The organism is Frankia sp. R43 (genome assembly GCF_001306465.1).
Classification (GTDB): Bacteria; Actinomycetota; Actinomycetes; order Frankiales; family Frankiaceae; genus Parafrankia; species Parafrankia irregularis.
Genome location: NZ_LFCW01000011.1, coordinates 337,101 through 357,851, shown reverse-complemented (window position 1 = coordinate 357,851; position 20,751 = coordinate 337,101). Strand labels below are relative to the sequence as shown.

At 69.5% G+C, this 20,751-nt stretch carries 14 protein-coding genes and 1 pseudogene; 7 read left to right on the top strand and 8 right to left on the bottom strand.

Annotation, left to right across the window (positions count from 1 at the left end; genetic code table 11):
- Positions 1-4: 4 nt before the first annotated feature.
- The 3 genes from ACG83_RS37295 to ACG83_RS37285 form a co-directional block, all read right to left on the bottom strand.
- Positions 5-871: an alkaline phosphatase family protein gene (locus ACG83_RS37295; RefSeq protein WP_054571010.1), complete on the bottom strand. Its 867-nt coding sequence runs from the start codon at positions 869-871 to the stop codon at positions 5-7.
- Positions 872-2,014: 1,143 nt separating this feature from the next.
- Complete coding sequence (locus ACG83_RS37290) at positions 2,015-3,346, bottom strand: IS4 family transposase (RefSeq protein WP_255354827.1); 1,332 nt, start codon at positions 3,344-3,346, stop codon at positions 2,015-2,017.
- 483 nt (positions 3,347-3,829) lie between these two features.
- Positions 3,830-5,458, bottom strand: a complete 1,629-nt coding sequence (locus ACG83_RS37285) for an MFS transporter (protein ID WP_054570939.1) — start codon at positions 5,456-5,458, stop codon at positions 3,830-3,832.
- A gap of 153 nt (positions 5,459-5,611) precedes the next feature.
- On the opposite strand from ACG83_RS37285, the gene ACG83_RS37280 reads away from it, so the two are divergent.
- Positions 5,612-6,604: an Lrp/AsnC family transcriptional regulator gene (locus ACG83_RS37280; RefSeq protein WP_054570938.1), complete on the top strand. Its 993-nt coding sequence runs from the start codon at positions 5,612-5,614 to the stop codon at positions 6,602-6,604.
- Positions 6,605-6,681: 77 nt separating this feature from the next.
- Here the strand turns inward: ACG83_RS37280 and ACG83_RS37275 are convergent, their stop codons facing one another.
- On the bottom strand, positions 6,682-7,686 hold the full coding sequence (locus ACG83_RS37275; RefSeq protein WP_198955494.1) for an LLM class F420-dependent oxidoreductase: 1,005 nt from the start codon (positions 7,684-7,686) through the stop codon (positions 6,682-6,684).
- Between the two features lie 331 nt (positions 7,687-8,017).
- On the opposite strand from ACG83_RS37275, the gene ACG83_RS37270 reads away from it, so the two are divergent.
- From ACG83_RS37270 to ACG83_RS37260, 3 genes are all read left to right on the top strand, one after another.
- Entirely contained in the window at positions 8,018-8,227 is a 210-nt protein-coding gene (locus tag ACG83_RS37270; protein ID WP_054570937.1) for a hypothetical protein, read from the top strand.
- 43 nt (positions 8,228-8,270) lie between these two features.
- Entirely contained in the window at positions 8,271-8,477 is a 207-nt protein-coding gene (locus ACG83_RS37265; RefSeq protein WP_054570936.1) for a hypothetical protein, read from the top strand.
- Between the two features lie 241 nt (positions 8,478-8,718).
- The gene (locus ACG83_RS37260) at positions 8,719-9,519 is read left to right on the top strand and encodes a sterol desaturase family protein (protein WP_054570935.1); all 801 of its coding nucleotides are present in this window, start codon (positions 8,719-8,721) and stop codon (positions 9,517-9,519) included.
- A gap of 191 nt (positions 9,520-9,710) precedes the next feature.
- Here ACG83_RS37260 and ACG83_RS37255 read toward each other — a convergent pair whose 3' ends face one another.
- Positions 9,711-11,432 (bottom strand): metallophosphoesterase, encoded by a 1,722-nt coding sequence (locus tag ACG83_RS37255; RefSeq protein WP_054570934.1) that lies wholly within the window; start codon positions 11,430-11,432, stop codon positions 9,711-9,713.
- Positions 11,433-12,211: 779 nt separating this feature from the next.
- Here ACG83_RS37255 and ACG83_RS37245 point away from each other — a divergent pair.
- The gene (locus tag ACG83_RS37245) at positions 12,212-12,778 is read left to right on the top strand and encodes a TetR/AcrR family transcriptional regulator (RefSeq protein WP_083473882.1); all 567 of its coding nucleotides are present in this window, start codon (positions 12,212-12,214) and stop codon (positions 12,776-12,778) included.
- A 59-nt stretch (positions 12,779-12,837) separates the two neighbouring features.
- Here the strand turns inward: ACG83_RS37245 and ACG83_RS37240 are convergent, their stop codons facing one another.
- From ACG83_RS37240 to ACG83_RS37230, 3 genes are all read right to left on the bottom strand, one after another.
- Positions 12,838-14,259, bottom strand: a complete 1,422-nt coding sequence (locus ACG83_RS37240) for an MDR family MFS transporter (RefSeq protein ID WP_054570932.1) — start codon at positions 14,257-14,259, stop codon at positions 12,838-12,840.
- A gap of 175 nt (positions 14,260-14,434) precedes the next feature.
- Positions 14,435-15,643 (bottom strand): ABC transporter substrate-binding protein, encoded by a 1,209-nt coding sequence (locus tag ACG83_RS37235; protein WP_054570931.1) that lies wholly within the window; start codon positions 15,641-15,643, stop codon positions 14,435-14,437.
- Between the two features lie 532 nt (positions 15,644-16,175).
- Entirely contained in the window at positions 16,176-17,231 is a 1,056-nt protein-coding gene (locus tag ACG83_RS37230; protein WP_063793334.1) for an XdhC family protein, read from the bottom strand.
- 311 nt (positions 17,232-17,542) lie between these two features.
- On the opposite strand from ACG83_RS37230, the pseudogene ACG83_RS37225 reads away from it, so the two are divergent.
- Positions 17,543-18,652: pseudogene (locus ACG83_RS37225) on the top strand (ABC transporter substrate-binding protein).
- A 292-nt stretch (positions 18,653-18,944) separates the two neighbouring features.
- Positions 18,945-20,534: an MFS transporter gene (locus ACG83_RS37220; protein WP_054570929.1), complete on the top strand. Its 1,590-nt coding sequence runs from the start codon at positions 18,945-18,947 to the stop codon at positions 20,532-20,534.
- Positions 20,535-20,751 lie beyond the last annotated feature (217 nt).

Sequence of the window (20,751 nt, the reverse complement as noted above, 5' to 3'; positions counted from 1 at the left end):
TCGCCTAGCTCCAGATGCCGGTGATGTCCGAGGCGCTCGCGGCACTGCCCGCGTGCGTCGTCAGACCGGCCAGGTCCTCCAGGGTGCGCAGCATGTTGTAGTGGTTGTAGGTGGTGGACGAGGAGCTGCCCGCGGTGACGTGCTGGCCGTATATCACGGTCGGGATGCGGTTGCCGCTGAGCAGGTTGTCCTCGTCGAAGGTGACGATGAGCAGGCTGTTGTTGGTGCTGGCCCAGGTGGCGTAGGCGCCGAGGTTGTTCTGCACCCAGGTGTCACCGGTGGAAACCGAGCAGTCGTGCATGTCGTTGCAGAGGTTCGGCACGACGAACGAGACCTTCGGCAGGTTCGCGTAGTTCGTCGGGAACGAGGTGAAGGGATAGGCGGTGCTGGTCGGGACGTTGCTGAACCCGAACCACGGGTTGTGCTTGCGGGCGTACTTCGTCGAGCTGTTCGTGCAGACCGTCGAACCGGTGGACGGCAGGCCCTCGTTGTAGCTGGCCCAGGTCTTGCCGGCGGCGATCAGCTCGGAGCCGAGGTTCGCCGCGCTGCTGAACCCGGCGGTGTAGCAGCTGTCACCGGTGATGCCCTGCGTGCCACCGGAGAACAGGGCCATGTAGTTGGGCTGGCTGGGGTGGGTGATTCCGTAGGACGCGGTCAGGTTCGCGCCGCCGGTCTTCAGCGAGTTGATGTACGGGGCGCTGGAGCTGCCGATGACCTGGGAGTAGGCGTGGTTCTCCAGCACCACGACAACCACGTGATCGGGCGTGGGCAGCGACGCCGCGCGGGCGGGCGCGGCACGCCACACGCCGAACGACGCGGCCAGGGCCACGACGACGGCGAGCACAGCCCACACCAGGCGCGGGTGCCTGATTCCAGCAGGTACGGACACTGGCGGACCTCCGGGAGTAATCCGGGAGGAAGCAGCGATCTGCTTCCAAGGAGAGCCAGGTTAGGGAGATCGTCCGGTGCGGTCAGTAGGCAAATGGCGACGTGCCGGCAAATACATTCCGTCGATTTCACCCGCGGCCAGGGCAAGGTGACACGCGGGCGAATATTCGACGCCACTTCCGCCATCTGCCGGCGCCGACCAGAGGTCACTCTGTACTGTCGCGGGAATTGCAGGAGCTTCTACACCCGTGTGGAAGGAATTCTAGCACATGTTTCCGGCCGGGACCTCTGCCTCAAGCCCGGGCCCGGGCGGATTCTCGATGATCATCGGATGGTCGGGCCGAGGTCGGCCCGAACAGTTGAGGATTTTGTCGCCCTCGAGCCTGCAGCAGAATCACGTTTCCCCCCACACGAAAGCAGCGGCAGCGAAGAGTGCAGAATTCTTGTGGTTCTGGAGGCCGTAGCAGAATCCTGAGACGCGGCGAATCCGGGCCACCAGCATGCGCTTCCAGTAATTCACCTCAAGAGCGACAAAAGGGGCGCTGCGGCGCCTGGCGACCCGCAAGAAAGAAGGATTTTGGTCGTTGGGACGACCAAAATCGTTCACTCTTGCGACTCACCAAACCGGGCTACCGGGGTACCGGGCGCACGGTGGGCCGGCCGCGTTCGTGGAATGCGAACTGCCCCGCCCACCGAATGGAGATCCTGATCGGCGCTAATCCGCGACAGCGAGACAGGCCGCATCGGCTGGCCACGCGCGGCGGAGGAAAAATCGTGGTCGGCCGGTCGCCGGACCGTAGGGGAACCCTGACGGGTGCTTTTCCGGCCCGCAGCCAGAAAAGTGACAGAGGCGTCTGAAACCAGAATCGTTCCCATCTGTTGGATAAATGACGGACCTGCCGCGATCGGCCATCGGCCGCCCACGGCGGCCGATGGGCGACCCGCGGTGCGACGTCGCTGGCCGGGCAGGTTGCCCGACTCGCCGGCGAGACCCCAACGACCCCCGTGGCCAGCGACTCAAGGGCCCACCAGCGGCGTTCTCGGCTCGCTGGGCGGGCAGAATTCCACCCCCACGGGGGCTCGGCGAGGTTCGCGGAATCGGCGACTAAAGAGCAAGGCCGTGAAGTTAGGGTCCGCCGTTTCCTGTCAAGATGGTGACGCTCACGGTGAATTTGAAGCTCCGGCGGTCGACGTTGAGGCTCTTGTGTGCGAAGGGTGACAGAGGTCGTTTGACGCGGCGGGGACTGGTTCGGGGGCGGCGGGAGAGCATCGGTCTCGCGAGTACGGCGCGTCCGATGGCGCCGACGAGGTCGACGTGGCCGTCCTCGATCACTCCAGCGGCTTGGATGACCTGGTCGCGGGCGGTGTTCAACGCGATGCTGAAGCTGGCCCGGTCAGGATCGAGGTCGGGTGCGGCGGTGGTGACGCCGTCCGTGATCGCGGTGCGTAGCAGCTGGTAGACGGCGAGCAGTGCGAAGATCTCCTGAGCGACACCGGTCCTGGTCCGCGATCGCAGAACCCGCCCAGCGAGCATGGTCTTCTTCAGTTCGTAGTAGGACGACTCGATCTCCCATCGTTCGTGGTAGAGCTCGGCCAGGTCACGGGCGGGGTAGCGGTAGTGATCGAGCAGGGTGGTCGCGAACCGGTAGGTCTCGGCGCGTCGCCCGTGCGGGGTCGCGATGGTGATCTCACAGGCGATGACGCGGACCCGTAGCCCGCCGAGCTGGGACCGGAACGACCCGTCGGGGTAGCGACGCAGGACCGGAGGTGTGCGGTTCGCGGTCAGCCGGGCGAGGAAGTGCCCCCCGCCTGCCGCGACCTTCGCGAGGAACACGTTGCTGGACAGGCCCCGGTCCAGCAGAACGATCATCTGCGGGTCCAGGGACCGGACCAGCCGTCCGGCGTAGTCGGCCTCGCTACGGTCCTGGGGACCGAACACCACGTCGATGACCGTCCGGGTTCCGCAGGCGACCAGCGCGAGCAGTAGGACCTTCGGGTAGCCGGCGCTGCCCCGGTTGTTGGACCTCTTCCCCAGCCAGCCGACCAGCTCCTCGCTGTCGGCCACGTCCAGGTGGGTGCCGTCGATCGCGGTGACCAGCAGTCCCCGCCAGCGGGCACCCGCCGCCCACGCCGCGCTGCCCGGACCGCGCAGTACATCGAACAGGGCTCGCATCGGACGGACCCCGAGCCGGACCCGGGCCTGCCGTAACGCGGCCCCGGTCACTGTCGGCAGTTCCAGTCCGTGTAACGCGCCGGTCAGCCGGGCCCACACCGCCAGATAGCCACTGTCCTCGAACAACGCGGCGGCCAGCAGCAGGTAGACCACGACCCGGGCCGGGAGCTTACGCACCCGCCGTTGTACCGCGCCGCACCCCGCGAGAACACCGTCGACCATCTCGAACGGGACGATCCTGGTCAATTCACCCAGGTGGCCCGGAGCGAAAACACCCCCGGCCACCACAACCCGGCGCGTGATGACAGAATGAATGGACAGCGGGGCCCCCTGGCAGCGGCATGTCTTGGCGGACGAGTCGTTCTACCAGGGAGCTCCGCTGCTCACGTTACAAAGCCAGCACGCAGACCACTACGCCGCCACTTGGCCAGAGACGCCAGAACCTAACTTAACGGCCTTGGACTAAAGAGCTCTTCGTGGCTCTTCCTATAGCAGCCCTTCGACGGCTTGCAAAACCTACGAAGGTGTGGATGTCAAGAGACCCGAAAGAGGAGAGACGCGAAGCCCTTTAGTTTCGCGAATGGAACAGTCACGCACGCGTCGAAAGCTGACCAGTGCTGTCAGAAACCCAGAGAATCAATCAGGTACACAGCTCGCGGCTCGCGGCTGCTGCCGCTTCCGGGCAAGCGCGATTGTCGACGGGCTCCCCCGCGCCTGGAGTCCTCAACGCCTGTCCGACAGCAGCCCCGAAATTGATCCGGATCAAAGTCATATGTCGGCGTGGGTGACCGGCCGGTCGGTGTCCCGCGGTGCGCCATCCGACTTCCCGCCGGCAGACTGCCCGTCATCGGGACGACCGGCAGCGGAACGACCATCGGCAGAACGACCATCAGCGGGCTGGACGTCAGCGGAACGACCATCAGCGGGCTGGGCGTTCTCGGCCAGGTGGGCCACGGCCCGCGGCATGAGCACGAACACGGCGATACCGGCGGCGAAGGCCACGATCGCCGCGATCAGGTAGACATCGCCGAGCGAGGTCGGCACGGCGGCCCGGATGGCGCTCAGCGCGGCCGGGGGGACGTCCCGGGCGGCCTGCCCCTGGCCGATCGCGGCGGCCACCGTGTCCGGGTTGGCGACGTGCCCGCTCAGCTGGTCGCGGATGCCGTTGTGGAACAGCAGCCCGAACACGGCGATACCGAGTGCGAAGCCCAGCTGGCGGAAGGTGTTCAGCGCGCCCGCGGCCATCCCGCCGCGCTGCGGGGGCACCGCCGACATCGCCGCCGCGCTGAGCGCCGGAATGGCCAGGCCCACGCCGATACCGGTGACGAGCAGGCCGAGCTGGAGGCTGCCGCTGTCGGAACCGGCGTCCAGGCGGCTCAGCGCCACCGAACCGGCGCCGACCAGCAGCATGCCGACGCCGATGGTCAGGCGGGGCGATGCCGCGTGCAGGAAGCGACCGCCGAGCCCGGCGACGACGAACGCGGCCAGCGCCATCGGCAGCATCGCGAGGCCGGCCCGGACCGGCCCGTGGCCGAGCACCGCCTGCAGCCAGACGGAGGTGAAGGTCAGCACGGAGAACGCGGCGGCGGACAGGGTGAGGCCGGCGATGAGCGCGGCGACGAAGCCGCCGCGGCGGAACAGTCCAAGCTCCAGCAGCGGGTGCGGGATGCGGGACTCGACCATGAGGAAGAGCACGAGCGCGACGGCGCTCAGCGCGAACAGTCCCAGCGTGCCGGCGGAGCCCCAGCCGTGCTCACCGGCGCGGATCAGGCCGTAGACGAGGGCCGCGGCGCTGACCGTGAACGTGACGGTTCCGGCCAGGTCGACCCGCGGGCCGTCCGGCCGGCGGAACTCGCCGACGACGGCCAGGGTGAGGGCCGCGGCGGCGACACTCACCGGCAGGTTGACCAGGAAGATCGCCCGCCAGCTCACGTGCTCGGTCAGCAGGCCGCCGAGCACCGGCCCGATGGCCGCGGCCGCCCCGTTCACCGCGCCCCAGATCCCGAACGCCACACCGAGGTCACGGCCGCGGTAGGTGCTGGCGATCAGCGCCATGGTCGTGGCGAACATCGCGGCGCCGCCGATGCCCTGCATACCGCGGGCGACGACGAGCGTCCCCGCTCCCGGTGCGAGCCCGCAGGCGAGCGACGCGACCGCGAACAGGATCAGGCCACCGAGATAGACCCTGCGCTGGCCGCGCAGGTCGGCGATCGCGCCGGCGCCGAGGAGCAGCGCGGCCAGGGCGAGGGCGTAGACGTCCATCACCCACTGCAGGTCGGAGAACGAGGCGTCGAGGCTGGTGGCGATGTCGGGCAGCGCCACCGTGACGATCGTGATGTCGACGAGCAGCATGAACGTGCCGAGGCAGATCGCCACCAGCGGCAGCCATTTACGCATGGCTCTCCTGTCATCGTCGCGGCTCACCGTCGCGACTCGTCGTTGCGGCGCCGGGGATGACCGGCGGTCGGTCCACGATCCGGCAGGGGGGACACCACTCGACCCGATGACCTCTGGATTCGCTGGATCTCGACATCGCAGTAGCCTTCAGCGGTGACATCCGCAATCTTCGACGAGCTCGATCGCCAGATCGTGCAGGCACTGCAGATCGACGGGCGGGCACCCTTCAGCCGGGTGGGCGCGGCGCTGGGCGTCGCCGACCAGACCGTCGCCCGGCGCTACCGGCGGATGGTCGCCGCGGGTGCGCTGCGGGTCTTCGGCGTACCCAACACCCACCAGTTCGGGCACGGCCACTGGATGATCCGGCTACGCTGCGTCCCGGACGCGGCCCGGGCGGTCGCGGACGCGCTGGCCCGCAGATCCGACACGTCCTGGGTGCACCTGCTCTCCGCCGGCACCGAGATCTCCTGCAACATCCGGTCCTGGACGGCCGAGGAGCACAACGCGCTGCTGTTGCACAAACTGCCGCGCACCGCGCAGGTCCAGTCGATCACCGCCCAGCAGGTGATCCACTACTTCGCGGGCGCGATGGCCGGCTATGCCGGCGGCCGCGAGTGGGTGCGCCTGGGGGTCCTGAGCGACCAGCAGGTCGCGCTGCTCGTCGCCGCGACGAACGAGCCCGCCGAAACCGGCGGCTCCGTGCTCGAACCGGAGGACCGTGAGCTCATCACGGCCCTCGCCCTCGACGGCCGTCGTTCCCACGCGGAGCTCGCGACCGCGCTGCGCCGCTCGGAGTCGTCGGTTCGGCGCCGGCTGGAGACGCTGCGCGCGCTCGGCGCCCTGTACTTCGACGTGGACGTCTCCTTCGACATCATCGGGCCACACGTGGCGGCCCGGATGTGGCTGTCCGTCGCACCTGCGGACCTGATCTCCGTCGGGACGGCGATGGCCAGCCATCCGGAGATCGTCTTCGCCGCCGCGACGACCGGGCCCACCAACCTCGTGGCGGTGGCCGTATGCGAGGACGGCGCCGACCTGTTCCGCTACCTCACCCAGCGCATCGGCGCACTGCCCACCGTTCGCGACGTGGAGACCGCCCCGGTCGTCCGCACCGTCAAACGCGAGGTGATGCTCGTCCCCGAGTAGAACGGCGGGTGGATGTCACCTGCGGTCCGTCGGCAGCACGCGGATGTCGGCAGCACGCGGATGTCGGCGTGCGGATGTCAGCGTGCGGCGAGGGCGGACATGACGTCCGGAAGGTTCGGGCCGGTGTTCGTCAGCGCGAGGACGGGCGTGGTCACACCATGCTCGACGTAGCGCCGCAGGCGGGCCCGGCACTGCTCGACCGTCCCGTGCACGATCAGATCGTCCACCACCTCGTCCGGGATCGCGGTCAGCGCGGCGCGGCGGTCACCGGCCTCCCACGCCTGCCACATGCCGGCGAGCGCCTGCTCGCGGCCCAGCCAGACGTGGAACTGCCGGTACACCGGCACCGTGAGATACGCCGCGATCAACGGCCGCAGCCGGGCCCGGGCCTGCGCCGGGTCACCGTCGTGCACGTGGACGAAGATCCGGGCGACCACCTCGGCGTCCGGGCGATGCTTGTGCACGTGTGGCAGGACGGTGTCGCAGTCCTGCGGCGAGAGCCAGTTGAGGATGACCCCGTCCGCCTCGCGGCCGGCGAGCTCCAGCATCCGCGGGCGCAGCGCCGCCACCATGATCTTCGGCGGTGCCGGCGGAGTGATCCCGAGCCGGAACCCGCGGATCGTGAACGACGGGAACTCCTCGTCGACCTTCTCGCCGGCGAAGGCGGCGCGCAGGAACCGGACGGTGTCCAGAACCCGCTGGTACGGCTTCGTGAACGGGATGGAGTTCCAGTTCGACACGATCACGTTGGAGGAGGTGCCGAGGCCCAGCACGAACCGGCCGGGTGCGGCCGCGGCGAGCGTCGCGGCGGTCTGGGCCAGCAGCGCCGGGCCGCGGGTGTAGACCGGCAGGATCGCGCTGCCCAGGCGCAGTCGCGGTTCGGCGGCGGCCAGCGCCAGCGGGATGATTCCGTCCCCCGCTGTCGCCTCCGACGACCAGACATCGGTGTAGCCGGCGTCGGCGAGCCGGGTGCACAGCGCCGGCAGGTCCGGCAGCGGGCTGTCCGGCAGCGGGATCGTCATCCCCCATCGCTCGGTCACGACCGGGGCCGCTCCGCCGTCGGGAAGGTCACCTGCCTGCATGCTCCGCTCCTAGCCACGCCTCGCGCCCAGGGCGGGGCCCCGTGCCCCTGTGCCGCCGGTGCCACCGCCGCGTCGGGACATACTCGCATCGCGCGGGCCCCCCGTCACGTGACCGGCCTACCCGCATCCTGATTTCCGGGTATCCGGCAACCGCACTTCCGCCTGTACGCGGAAAGCATCGCAGCCTAGCCTTCATCCGAGCCGGAACGGATTACCGTGCTGACCGGCCGCAAAGTCCCCATGGCCGCCCGGCCACGGGATGTTCTCAGTCGGCGCGGGCGCCCGCGAAACTACTCCCGGCGTCTCGCTCCGCAGGCGAAAGGGGATTCACATGACGGCGGTCCACACATTCCTGCAGCGCTCCACCGGCCGCGCTGTCCTCATCGCCGCCCTCGCGGCCGGCATTGCCGGCGGAGCGCTGTCCGCGTCGCACCCGGGCTGGTTCGACGGCGCGACCTCCGACGCCGGACTCGTGCGGATCGGGATTGGCAACGGCGGCACGCTCAAGACCGGCCCGATCATCATCCGGCCCGCCGACTGACCCACGCACCCGACGACACACGCTCTTCGAGAGAGGAATTGAAATGGCGACTGCCCACACGTTCCTGCAGCGTTCCGCCGGCCGCGCGATCCTGGTCGCGGCCCTGGCCGCCGGTCTGGCCGGCGGTGCGCTCTCGGTGTCCCACACCAGCTGGTTCAGCGGCGCGACCTCCGACGCCGGTGTGATTCCGATCGGCGGCGGCGTCGGAGGCCCGATCAAGGGCGGCCCGATCGTGATCGTCCTCAAATAGGCGCACCGCATCCCGCGGTGACGGGCGGGCATGCCGAAGAACTGAGCCTTTTCCATCGTCGGTTCCGGCCTGCGGTTTACAGCGCTCGACAAACGTGAGGCGGAAAAGGCTCGCTGAAAGGACGACGATGTCGACTGCATCATCCGTTCCGGCATTCCCCGGCCCAGACCCTTCCGTCTCGTCTCCCGGGCCGGTCACACCGGCCCGGGAGCCCCGCGCCGGGCGGGGGCGGCTGACACAGGTGGCAGCGGTAGGAGTCACCGCCATCGCGGTCCTCGCCGGGGTGCTGGAACGACCCCAGCTGCTGGTCGGCTTCGTGATCTGCGCACTGCTCTTCATCCCGCTCGAACAGTTCGTCCCGCTGGTGCGCCGGCCATCACGCGGGGACTGGCTCGTCGACGTGGTGCACAGCTTCGCCAACCGCCTGCCGATAACGATCGTCGCGGTGCTGACGCTCAACCTGATCGCGCCGGCACTGCACGCGGCCGTCCCGCCGGCCCTGCGCGACTATGTGCTCAGCCGGCCGGGCTGGGTCCAGTTCGTCGTCCTGGTCCTTCTCGCCGACCTGGCGAACTACGCGGGCCACCGTGCCCTCCACGAGATCCCGCTGTTGTGGCGGCTGCACTCGGTGCACCACTCAAGCACCAGTCTGGACTGGCTCTCCACCAGCCGGGGCCACCCACTCGACCAGATCATCAATCTGGTCGTGACGGTCGTTCCCGTGTATGCGATCGGCTTCGACCTGAAGTTCTCGGCGGCCTTCCTGGTATTCCAGTTCTACTTTCCGTTCCTTGCGCACGCGAACACCCGGATCACGCTTCGGCCGCTCAGCGCCGTGTTCGTGACTCCTGCCTTCCACCACTGGCATCACGCCGACGAGCCCGCGGCCGTGAACCGCAACTACGGCGCGGTGCTGTCCATCTGGGACTGGCTTTTCCGCACCGCCCATCTCCCGCGCACGATGCCCACCCGCTACGGCATCGGCCGGGAGCTCCCCGCCGACTGGATCGGCCAGCTCGCCGCTCCTTTCCGGGGACGTTGACACCGGTCGGCGCGGGCGCGGGAAACGCGCCGGACGCCCCGTGCACGGGTGGCCCGTCCGTCATCGTCGACGGACGGGCCACCCGTGCCGGGTCGGTGGGCCTGCGGCAGGTCAGTGCTGGATCAGGGCAGTGTCGGCCCAGGTCAGAATTGACCCAGGTCGGTGTCAGCCCAGGTCGGTGTCAGCCCAGGTCAGTGCTGGCCCGAGTGCCCGGCACGCGGGACCGAGCGGCGCAGGACGACCCGGTCGAACTCCTTGCTGTACTCGTCGATGCCGCGCACGGTCAGCGTCGAGGTGCCGCCCGGCCGGCCCGGGTCCGACTCGATGGCCACGAAGGCGTAGTTGTCGAACCTGGTCCGCGACCAGCTGATGGACTCGGTCAGCTTCGTGCCGTCGGACTGCCAGGCGTAGCTGTTCGGGACGACGTTCGAGCCCGCGACGATGTGCCCGCGGTAGGACTCGGGCTCACCGGCCTGGAACGCGTAGCGGGGGCGCCCGGCGCTGCCGGCGGTGATGTAGGTGGTGCCGTCCTTGGCCGGCTCGATCGTGGAGCCGTCGGGCGCCTCCCGGGTCGGGGCGGCGGCGCGGATCGGGTCGGTGCGCTCGTACAGGTGGTTGTGCCCCTGCATCACGAGGTCGACGGAGTACTTGTCGAACAGCGGGGACCATGCCGCGCGGACGCCGCCGTCGCTGGCGTGCTGAAGCGTCGTCGAGTAGGCGCAGTGGTGGAAGAAGCAGACGATGAAGTCGATGTCCGGGTCGTTGCGGTAGGCCTTCAGCGTCCGCTCGACCCAGGACGTCTGCGCGCCGCCCGAGTAGCCGGTGTTCGTCCTGATCTCATAGCTGACGTCGTTCGCGTCGAGGGAGAGTACCGCGACGTTGCCGTAGACGAACGAGTACACGCTCGGGCAGCCCTTGGGGCCGCCGTTCGGCAGGTCGAGGCGGGCGAGGTGGCCGCCGTAGCCGTGCGACGAGTAGAGCGCCTCCATGTCGTGGTTGCCGGTGGCGAACATCCACGGGGTGCGGGCGCTGCTCACCTCGATGCCGGCCAGGTAGACGTCCCAGACGGTCGGGTCGAAGTTGTCGTAGCCCGCCGGTACGGTGCCCGCGACGGTGGTGTGCACCGGCGGCCGGCCGGCGCCGGACGGGTCGGCGTAGCAGATGTCGCCGGCGAGCAGGTGGAACACCGGGTCCTGGCGCGCGATGGCGGTGGTGATGTTCGTGGCGTGCGGGGTGGTCGGGTCGTTGGCCGCCGCGTAGTAGTTGTCGGTGAACAGGCCGGCCGGGTCACCGGCGGGCGCGATGTTCGAGCCATGGTCGCCCATCATCGTGAAGCGGAACGAGCCGCCGCCACGGCCCTTGCGGTGGCCGGTGCGGACGGACTGCACCGCCGTCGCCGCCCCGCCCGGAACCCGGAAGCGGTAGTAGTACTCGCGGCCCGGGCTCAGCCGGTCGAACGCGGCGTGGACGTAGTACTGCTCGACGGAGAAGATCGAGCCGTCCAGCTGCGGCACCTGGGAGAGCAGCGGGCGGATCTCGGCCTCGGTGGTGTGCCCGAGGCGGCGGTCGGTGCCGATGTCGACGAGGATCCGGCCGCGGCCCGGGTTGCGGGAGAGCTGCGCCGCGAGGCGTAGCTGTGCGGACGGGTCCGCGCCGAAGGCGGTGTGCCGGCCGCCGATGACCAGGGGGCTGTCGGTGTTCGTCGCCGCGTAGGCGGCCCGTCCGAACGGGGTGCCGAGCAGGCTGGCCGCCCCGGCGCCCGCCAGGCCGCCGAGCAGCAGGCCGCGGCGGCTGACCGGGCGGCGACGGAGGTAGGTCTGCAGCCACTCATGCTGCTCGGCGATGGTCATATCCTCGGCGAGATTCGCCGGGACACCCGATGCAACCACTTCACCAGAAGGACTCACAGGCATGACTTAGAACGTAGGACGCCATTCCCGCGAAAAATCGGACGGCGGGATTACCGGCGGCCAAAGACTCGGTAAACAGAAACAGTCGAAGCTGTGAGACTCCAGTTCGATGCCCGGTCCGCCGATAAATCTACAACCGTGTGGGAGTACCGCCGCCCCACAGGCCCACCAACTGCCCGAACAGGCGATTTGAAGCGGCAGGGACGAACATCCGAAATTCCCTCCCCAAAACTCCGCCAGTTCGACGGGAAACCTCTTCGCCAACCGACCTGAATCCACCTTTCACAAACATGGTTCCACACCCTGAACGAAGCCGAGAACTCTCCACCCTGGAAGGAACTACGGAGCTTCACAGCACCCTGGAACGGGGCCGGACCCGGAACAGCTCGCCGCCGAGAAGAGGTCGCACCACTTCGCCGTGATCAGGGACGACCGGGCCGCCTCGGTGACGACCCGCCCACACGTAGCGCAAGTGCCACCGCTGGCCATCACCGTGGCCGGCCGACCAGCGGCTGTCCTCGGCCCGGTGAGTCCGCGCGGGTGGCGGCGCCGGGGCGACCTGGCGGAACTCTTCGCCCACCCGGAGGGCACCGATTTGCCGCAGGACCGCAACCTCGTCGACGTGGCGAGCGAGGAGGCCCCGAGGATTTCCGAGCCGGAATCCTGACGCGGGGCAGCGCTGCGCATCACAACCACGCCGGAGCGAGCCCGGGGCGGGTGGCAACCGCTACCGTACGAGTCGGGTGACTGCCTCGGGAAGCCGGGCCGGCCGAGGGAGGTGCGTGGGTTTGGTCGCGCAGGAGCGCGTCGATGCCGCGCGGAACCGCGCCGCGATCCTGGCCGCGGCGGCGGACCTGTTCGACCGCGAGGGCACCGAGACAGTGTCCATGAGCGACATCGCCGAGGCGGCTGGTGTCGGCAAGGGCACCGTGTTCCGGCGCTTCGGCGACCGTACGGCGTTGATCGAAGCAGTTCTGCAGCCGCGCGTCAACGCCCTGAGCCAGTGCGTCGAACACGGCCCGCCCCCACTCGGGCCTGGCGCTTCACCCGCCGACGCGATGCGCTCCTACCTCGACGCGCTGCTGGATTTCGTGGTGGCCAATCGTGCCCTCATCCGGGCTCTCGAGCACCGTGGCCCCAACGCCTACTACGCCAACGCCTCCAGCCGGTACTGGATCGCCGAGCTGACCAGGCGGATCGCCGCCGCCCGCCCCGAGGAGGACGCGGACTACCTGGCCCACGTCCTGTTCACCGCGCTGCGCGCCGACGTCGTCGACTATCTGATGACGGCTCGTGAGATGTCGCTGCAGCGCGTCCGGGCCGGCCTGCACCAGATCGCCGGAGTCTGAGCCACCACCGCCCGGGTGCTCAGGTGCCGAGCGGCCCAGGTACCAGGCCGCCCGGGTAGTCAGGCGGCGGGGCGGCCCATGGTGGCGACGGCGTCGGCGTCGCGGACGCGGGCGGCGACCACGATCCCGAGCGCGGCGACCGCCGCGGCGACGTAGAACCCCCACTGGAAGGTGCCACCGAGGCCACCCGCGGCCGAGCCACCCGTCTCGCCGGGCCTGGCGAGGCTGAGCGCGGTCGTGACCAGCGCGACGCCCACCGCGGCAGCCAGCTGGCGCAGTGCGTTGAACAATGCCGAGGCCTGCGCGTTGTCCACGCGGGAGATCGTGGCGAAGGCAGCCGCCTGCGCCGGGGTCATCACGAGGCCGGCCCCGAAACCGAACACGAACAGGACCACGCGGAACACCCAGAGCGAGGCGTCGACGTCCAGCAGCCCGAGGCCCAGGGTCGACAGGGCGATGACGGCCAGGCCACCCATCATCAGCCGGCGCGGGCCCACCGTCGGGTAGAGACGCCCGGAGATCTGGCTCGCGACCAGCACTCCGATGGCCTCGGGAAAGATGACGAGCCCGGACGTCGTCGCGCTGGCGCCCCGCACCGTCTGCATGAGCAGCGGGATCAGGAACAGCACGGCCATGAACGCCATGAACATCGCGCCCAGGGTGAGGCTGACGTTGCGGAACAGCGCGTTCCCGAACAGGCGGAGCACCAGCAGCGGATGGGCGCATCGCAGCTCCCACCACACGGTGGCAGCGGTCGCGACGATCCCGATGCCGGCGGTGGTGAGGATGAGCGGCGAGGCCCAGCCCCTGGTGGGCCCGACCGACAGCGCGTAGAGGATCAGCGCGAACCCGCCGGCGGAGAGCACGAAGCCGACCACGTCGAAGGCGCCGGTGGACGGCCGCCGGTGATCGGCGAGGAAGAGGGCGCCGAAGACGAACGCGACGATCCCGATCGGGATGTTGACCAGGAACACCCAGTGCCAGGAGGCCTGGTCGGTCAGCACCCCGCCCAGGATCGGCCCGACCGCGGGCGCGATGACCGTGGGCACGACGAGAATGCGCGCGGCACGCGCGCGCTCCGCCGGCGGGAACACACCGAAGAGCATGGCCATGCCGACCGGGGTGAGCAGCCCGCCGCCGACTCCCTGCAGGATGCGGAACCCGACCAGCTCCGGGACGCTCTCAGCCAGGCCGCACAGCGCGGAGGCCGCGGTGAAGATCGCGAGCGCGGCGAGGAACACCGGCCGGGTGCCGAACCTGTCCGCCAGCCAGCCCGAGGCGGGGATCACCACCGCCAGGCTGACCAGATAGCTGACCACGATCTCGTCGATCGAGTCGGGCGCGACACCGAGATCACGTGCGATCGACGGAAGCGCCACGTTCACGATCGTGGTGTCCATGATCGTGATGAACATCGTTGCGACGAAGAGTGCGGCGACGACCACCCGCTGGTCGGGTCCACGGCGGCGCGTATCGCCCATACGGGCTCCTTCCGGCTCGCCACCCACCACGAGCAGGCTCGGGCGGCGGCGTCGACAGCTGGGCCCAGCGTTGAATGGACCCACATAGTGAGGACTCCTCACTATGTGGGCACCCACCCAGTTCCGTCAACCGTGGACGCAGCCCGACGCCGCCCTGGGGCCCGGGGTCAGCCGGTCAGGTCGTTCCGTCCACGCACAGCCGCGGCTGGACGACCTGGAACGCCGCGCCGGTCGGGTCGATCTGCACGAACGCGTTGCACCGCAGCGGAGTCGTCTGGTTCGTGCTGAGATCGACCGGCTCGATCAGGCCGCTCGCGTCGAAGTCCTTCACCGCGCGCAACGCGCTGATGAAGCCTTCCCGGGTCGGGCACTCGCCGGCAAGCTCCAGCCCGCGCAGGAACATATCGGCATAGATGTATGCGTACACCGCGAACTGCTGTTCGGGTTGTGCGGTTTCCGGCGCGTACTGGCTCATCGCCTGGTGGTATCGGTCGATCGCCTCGCCGCCGCCCTCGAAGGGGTGGAAATAGACCGGGAAGGACACGCCGACGAGCTGCTGCCCCAGCCGGCTGAGCGTGCTGCGGTCATATCCGCTCAGGGACACGCTGACCTTCAGCGACACATCGGCTGCCGTCACCGCCGCCGAGATCTGCGCGAAGTCGTCCAGGGTGGTGAAGCCGATCAGTGCGTCCGCGCCGCTCGCGGCGATCCGCTTCGCGATGCGGCTCGGGCTGTCGGTGCTCGCCTCGAACGGAATCACCTCGACCGTGGGAAGCCCGACCTGCTGGAATTCCGCTCCGTACTTGTGGGCGAATCCCATGACGTAGTCCGAGGAGCCGGTCGTCACGATCGCGAGCTTCGTCCCACCGCGGGCCAGCATGTAGCGGGCCACGGTCGCCGGCGAGGGGTCGTAGAGGTCCGTGAACCAGTTCGAGTACTTCCCGTAGTCCGGCTGCGCCAGGCCGACGACCGGCACGCCTTCCTTCTGCAGGGTCTCCGGTGACTGGCCGTTCGACGACGTCACCATCACCAGCCCGAAGACGGACTCCTGGTGGACGAGGTCGACGGTCGCCTGCTCGTTCACCGCACCGGTGCTCTCGTCGTCCCGCCAGACGTAGGTGACTTCGCGCCCGTGGACACCACCGTTCGCGTTGGCCAGCCCGATCCTGGCGTCGAACCCGGAGCGGGCCGAGGCGAGCGCCTCGCTCCCGGTGCCCGTGCTGGAGAAGACGAGGCCGAGTTTGACCTGGTCGGTGCTGATGCCCGGAGTGTCGCAGGCGCCGTTCGCCTCCGCTGCGGACCCGGATGTGGAGCAGCTGGTCGCGGCAGCCGCGATGATTGCGGCCGCCAGGCCTAACCGTCCGACAATTCGGTGCCTGCGCACGAGATCCCCCTTTGGGTACACGGACGACGCCGTCCTGGACGCCGCGGGCTGAATCGAGCCCCGCACACCACCCGGGACCCCACAGCACCAACCGTAATACTTCAAATACTTCCGTTGTTTCGGGAGATAGTAGTGCGTCCGATCCAGGGCTGCACATGGTGCGCTACCTGCGACGACGCGATGACACGATCCTCGCCTGCGGCGGGGCGGCGCACCCCCCGGAACCTCCTGGGCGGCCCTTAGCCGCGCCAGAACGGATAGTTCCCCGTACTCCCGGCGACGGCCGACAACCTTACTCGGCAGTACACGATCTAGGGCAATCGCCAAAATTCAGGCCGAGGGATCTATGGCAATCGCCAAAATTCGGGCCGAGGCCAGCGTGCGCACCAATTCGGGCAGTCGCGAACGCCCATGTTGCCGGCTGGCCGACCATGAATTCGATATCCGGACCAGCACAGTTCCGGATCAAGACAGTTCCGTATCTCTGCGGAACCGCCACCCGACACCGGCTCCGCGGAACCGCGGTTGGGCGTCACCGGTGGATGGGGCCGGCTCCGTCCCGCAGCGGCGTCGGAGTGCGCCGGGTAAGGACCGCAAGTGCCTCGGCGCTGATCGCAAGGGCTATCTCCGTGACGGTGCGGGCGCCGAGGTCGAGCCCGACCGGGCCGTGGATCCGCGCCAGATCGCCGTCGCCGACGCCAGCCGCGCGCAGCCGCTCCAGACGCAGGGCGTGCGTCCGGCGGCTGCCGAGGGCGCCCACATAGCCGACGCCCGCGCGCAGCGCCGCGATCAGCACCGGATCGTCCACCGCGGCGTCGTGCGCGAACGCCACCAGGCCACCGGAGGGGCCCAGCCGCTCCACCGCGCCGACCCCGGTGGCGGCCACCCCGACCGTCGTCGCCCGCCACCCCAGCAGCCGTGCCTGCGCGGCGATGGCCTCGGCCAGCGTGCCGGCGCCGAGCAGTACCAGGTGGGTGGTCGGGACGAACAGCTCGACCACGGTCGTCCCCTCGACGGCCGCCGCCGTCCGGCCGGCGAGGAGAAGGCGGCGCACCGTGTCGGCGAACCCGCCCTGCTCGTCCGGTGACTGCGCCTGCGCCGGCACAGCCACCGACGCCGCACCCGCAGCCGCAGCCGCAGCCGCAGCCGGCGACGCTGACGTCGACGTCCGAACGGGCTGGCCTGGTTCGACGGCGCGCGACCGCCCGCTGACGAGGTCCGTGACGAGAGCGACCAGACATCCCGCCCGCAACCGCTCGACCGCGGCGGCGGGAAGCGCCGAGGCGCGCTGCAACAGCACGTCGACGTGCCCGCCGCAGCTGAGCCCCGCCTCGCGCGCGTCGCCATGGGGGAGGTGCATCGGTACCACGCGAGCGGTGTCCGCCGAGGCGATCAGGTCGGCGGCCGCGCCACGGACCGGACCGTCGATCGCACCCCCCAGCAGCTCCCCGAGAACAGTTCCGTCGGCCGTGACGGCCAGCGTCTCACCCTCGGTGCGGACACCGATCCCGCGAGCGGCGACGGGGCGGGCGAGGACGACGTCACTCGCCTCGCAGCCCCCGGCGAGCACCTGAACCAGATCATGCATCAGCACGACAACCCTCCATGCCACAACGAAGGCGCAGATCTGAAGCAAACAGTGAGTCTAGTACCGCATATTCGGTCTATATTCGCGCTGTCGATCCGCATCTGCGGACGTGGCAGCTCGACGGAGCCCTGGTCAGGCCGGGTCGAGGTGCCGAGCGGCAGTGTCGCCGCCGACGGCGGTCGAACCATCCGCAGCGCGGAGGTCCGTTGCCACGGCCTGCGCTCCGGCGGCTCGCGGTGGACGTCCCCGGCCTACCGCGGGCCAGTTGAAGAACCCACTTGAAGAACCAATCCGAGGACTGCGATCACCAGATGTCAGAAACTCGCTTCCAACAACGCCGCCTGACCGCTCTCCTGGCGGCGGTGCTGCTGGCCCTTCTCACCACCCTGACCGCCTGTGGCGACGACACCACCGGCAGCACCAAGGACGCCCCGGCGGCGACCCAGGCCGCGCCGACGACCCGCACCGTCACCGACATGTCGGGCAACAAGGTCGTGGTGCCGTCGCGCCCGATGCGGGTCGTGACGAACTACCCGGCCGTCACACAGATCATCTTCCTGCTCGGCGCGATCGAGCGACAGGTCGGCGTGACCCAGACCAACCTGACGACCCTCCCGCTGTTCAAGAAGATCTATCCGCCGCTCGCGCAGAAGACCGCCGTCTTCGGCACGGACACCACCACCGTGAACACCGAGGTCCTGCTCGCGCAGAAGCCGGACCTGGTGCTGCTGACCGCAGGCAACGACACGCTCCGCAAGACGATCACCGACCTGGGCATCCCGGCCGTGGACGTCGCCAGCTTCCCGAACTCCGACAAGCTGAAGGAAGGCGTCACCTTCATCGCCGACGTGCTCGGCGGGGACGCGCCGGCCCGGGCGAAGAAGTTCACCGAGTTCTAAGACGGCACGATCTCGCGCGCCGCGGAGGGCACGAAGGGCCTCACCGACGCGGAGCGCCCGAAGATCTACTACACGGCGGACAACCCGCTGAGCACCGACGGCAGCAAGACGATCGCCGAGGTCTGGGCGCGGCAGGGCGGCGGCGTGGCCGTCACCGAGGGCGGTTCGGTCTCCGGCACCGCGAAGCCCGTGACGCTCGAGGCCGTGGTCGCCTGGAACCCGGACTACATCTTCTGCCGGGACCACACGACCTGCGAGGAGATTCTCAAGGACGACCGCTTCGCGGAGGTCGCCGCGGTCAGAAACCACCACGTGATCACCAACCCGCGCGGTGTGTTCGTCTGGTCGGCACGCAGCGCCGAGTCCGCGCTGCAGCCGCTGTGGGTCGCCAAGACCCTGCACCCCGACAAGTTCGCCGACGTGGACATCGAGAAGGAGGTCAAGGAGTTCTACACCACCTTCTACGACTACAAGCTCACGGACGCCGAGGTCGACGGGATCCTCAGCCCGACCGAGCCCTGATCCGGACCCTGATCCCAGGCACCGCCTGAGGGCGGTGTGCAAGGCCGGGCGGCGGTTTGACCAGCCGCCACCCGGCCGACCAGGCACCAGGCACCAGGCCAGCATCGATCGTTTTCGGCCTCGCCGGACCGCGCTCGAGCCTCGCCGGAACGCGCCGCGCCACACCGCGGCGGCGCCCGTCCGTCCCGTCCAGGCGCCGAAGTGTGACCAAGAACCCTCACGTCGTACACGGACATTCGTTCGATGTGCGTGATACACATAGTTGTACGGTACAGCTATCTGTGGGGTGCATATGGTGTCCAACGAAGTCTCCGGCCGGTCCGGGCCGGTTCCCCCGAAGGGCCCCGGGGTCGCCGAGGACCCATCCCGCGCCAACGCGATCGTCGCCGTCCTCGCCGTCAGCGGCGTGATCGTCGCCCTGATGCAGACGCTCATGGTGCCGCTGCTCCCGGTGATGCCACGCCTGCTGGGCACCAGTGCGGCGGACGCCTCCTGGACCATCACGGCCACCCTGCTGACCGGCGCCGTCGCCAACCCCGTGTACGGGCGGCTGGGCGACCTCTTCGGCAAGCGGCGCATGCTGCTCGTCTCCGGCTACTTCCTGGCCGGCGGCTCGCTGATCTGTGCGCTGAGCAGCTCTCTGGTGCCCGTCATCGCCGGGCGTGCCCTGCAGGGCCTGGGCCTGGCGATCATTCCGCTGGGCATCAGCATCATGCGCGACCTGCTGCCCGCGAAGCGGCTCATCCCCGCCATGGCGCTGATGAGCTCGTCCCTGGGCATCGGTGGCGCGCTGGGCCTTCCCATCGCGGCGATCGTGGCGCAGAACTTCGACTGGCACGTGCTGTTCTGGGGCTCGCTGGCGGCAACCGTACTGATCATCGCGCTCGTCGCGGTCGTGGTCCCCGAATCCCCGGTGCGGGGTGAAGGCAGCTTCGACGTGCCCGGTGCGGTGACGCTCTCCGCCGGCCTGGCCGCCCTCCTGCTCGCGGTGTCGAAGGGCTCCGCGTGGGGCTGGTCGAGCGCCACCACGCTGGGGCTGTTCGGCGGGGCCGTCATCGTCCTGCTGGCCTGGGGCTGGTGGGAGACCCGCATCCCGGCCCCGCTGGTCGACCTGCGGACGTCCAGCAAGCGGCCGGTGCTGCTCACGAACATCGCCTCCATGGTGCTCGGCTTCGCGATGTACGCCATGTCGCTGATCGCGCCGCAGCTGCTGCAACTGCCGAAGGCGACCGGGCACGGCCTCGGGCAGTCGCTGATCGAGACCGGGCTGTGGATGGCCCCCGGCGGCCTGGTCATGATGGCCGCCTCGCCGTTCGCCGGCCGGCTGATCGCGGCTCGCGGGCCCAAGGTCTCCCTGGTCACCGGCGCGGGCATCATGACCGTCGGGTACGTCATCGCGCAGGGCCTGATGAGTGCTCCGTGGGGCCTCCTCATCGTCTCCGCCGTGATCAGCCTGGGCGTCGGGTTCGCCTACGCGGCGATGCCGGCACTCATCATGAGCTCGGTTCCGGCGTCCGAGGGTGCCGCGGCGAACGGCCTCAACACCCTGATGCGGTCGATCGGGACGTCCACCGCGAGCGCGGTGATCGGCGTGGTGCTGGCGAACATGACCGTCGCCTTCGGGTCGAGCGCGGTGCCCTCCCTCACCGGCATGCGGGTCGGCTTCGTCATCGGTGCGGGTGCCGCACTGGCTGCGTGCCTGCTCGCCCTCGCCATCCCCGGCCGCAGGTCCCAGGCTGCCGGGGCCGTCCGGGCCGTCGAGGCCAGCGGGCCGGCCGGGATCACCGCGGCTGTCGCGACCACCGAGAACGCGGTTCCCAGCCAGCGCCGGGTCGGCGTGTCGGCCACGACCGAGCCGAGCCGCGCCGCCGCCTCCTCCTGACCGCAGACCTACGGCGCGAAGCCGCGGCTCCTCCCGGGCCGCGGCTTCGCGCGTTTCGGCTCCGCAGCGGACGATCCAGCCCACGCCAAAGGGATCACTCGAAAAGAATTATTCCGAGAGATGAATTCTGATACAAAGCTCCCGTGCTACAAAGCTGCCGCTCTGTCCCATCCGTCACCGCAGGCAACGTGCCTCGACCGGGTCCGGCCGGCAGTTC

What these genes read in the sequence shown, in the direction of transcription:
- ACG83_RS37285 (WP_054570939.1), bottom strand. Translation starts at nt 5,458, where the DNA reads ATGCGTAAATGGCTGCCGCTGGTGGCGATCTGCCTCGGCACGTTCATG.
- ACG83_RS37275 (WP_198955494.1), bottom strand. Translation starts at nt 7,686, where the DNA reads ATGCAGGCAGGTGACCTTCCCGACGGCGGAGCGGCCCCGGTCGTGACC.
- ACG83_RS37270 (WP_054570937.1), top strand. Translation starts at nt 8,018, where the DNA reads ATGACGGCGGTCCACACATTCCTGCAGCGCTCCACCGGCCGCGCTGTC.
- ACG83_RS37265 (WP_054570936.1), top strand. Translation starts at nt 8,271, where the DNA reads ATGGCGACTGCCCACACGTTCCTGCAGCGTTCCGCCGGCCGCGCGATC.
- ACG83_RS37255 (WP_054570934.1), bottom strand. Translation starts at nt 11,432, where the DNA reads ATGCCTGTGAGTCCTTCTGGTGAAGTGGTTGCATCGGGTGTCCCGGCG.
- ACG83_RS37240 (WP_054570932.1), bottom strand. Translation starts at nt 14,259, where the DNA reads ATGGGCGATACGCGCCGCCGTGGACCCGACCAGCGGGTGGTCGTCGCC.
- ACG83_RS37230 (WP_063793334.1), bottom strand. Translation starts at nt 17,231, where the DNA reads ATGCATGATCTGGTTCAGGTGCTCGCCGGGGGCTGCGAGGCGAGTGAC.
- ACG83_RS37220 (WP_054570929.1), top strand. Translation starts at nt 18,945, where the DNA reads ATGGTGTCCAACGAAGTCTCCGGCCGGTCCGGGCCGGTTCCCCCGAAG.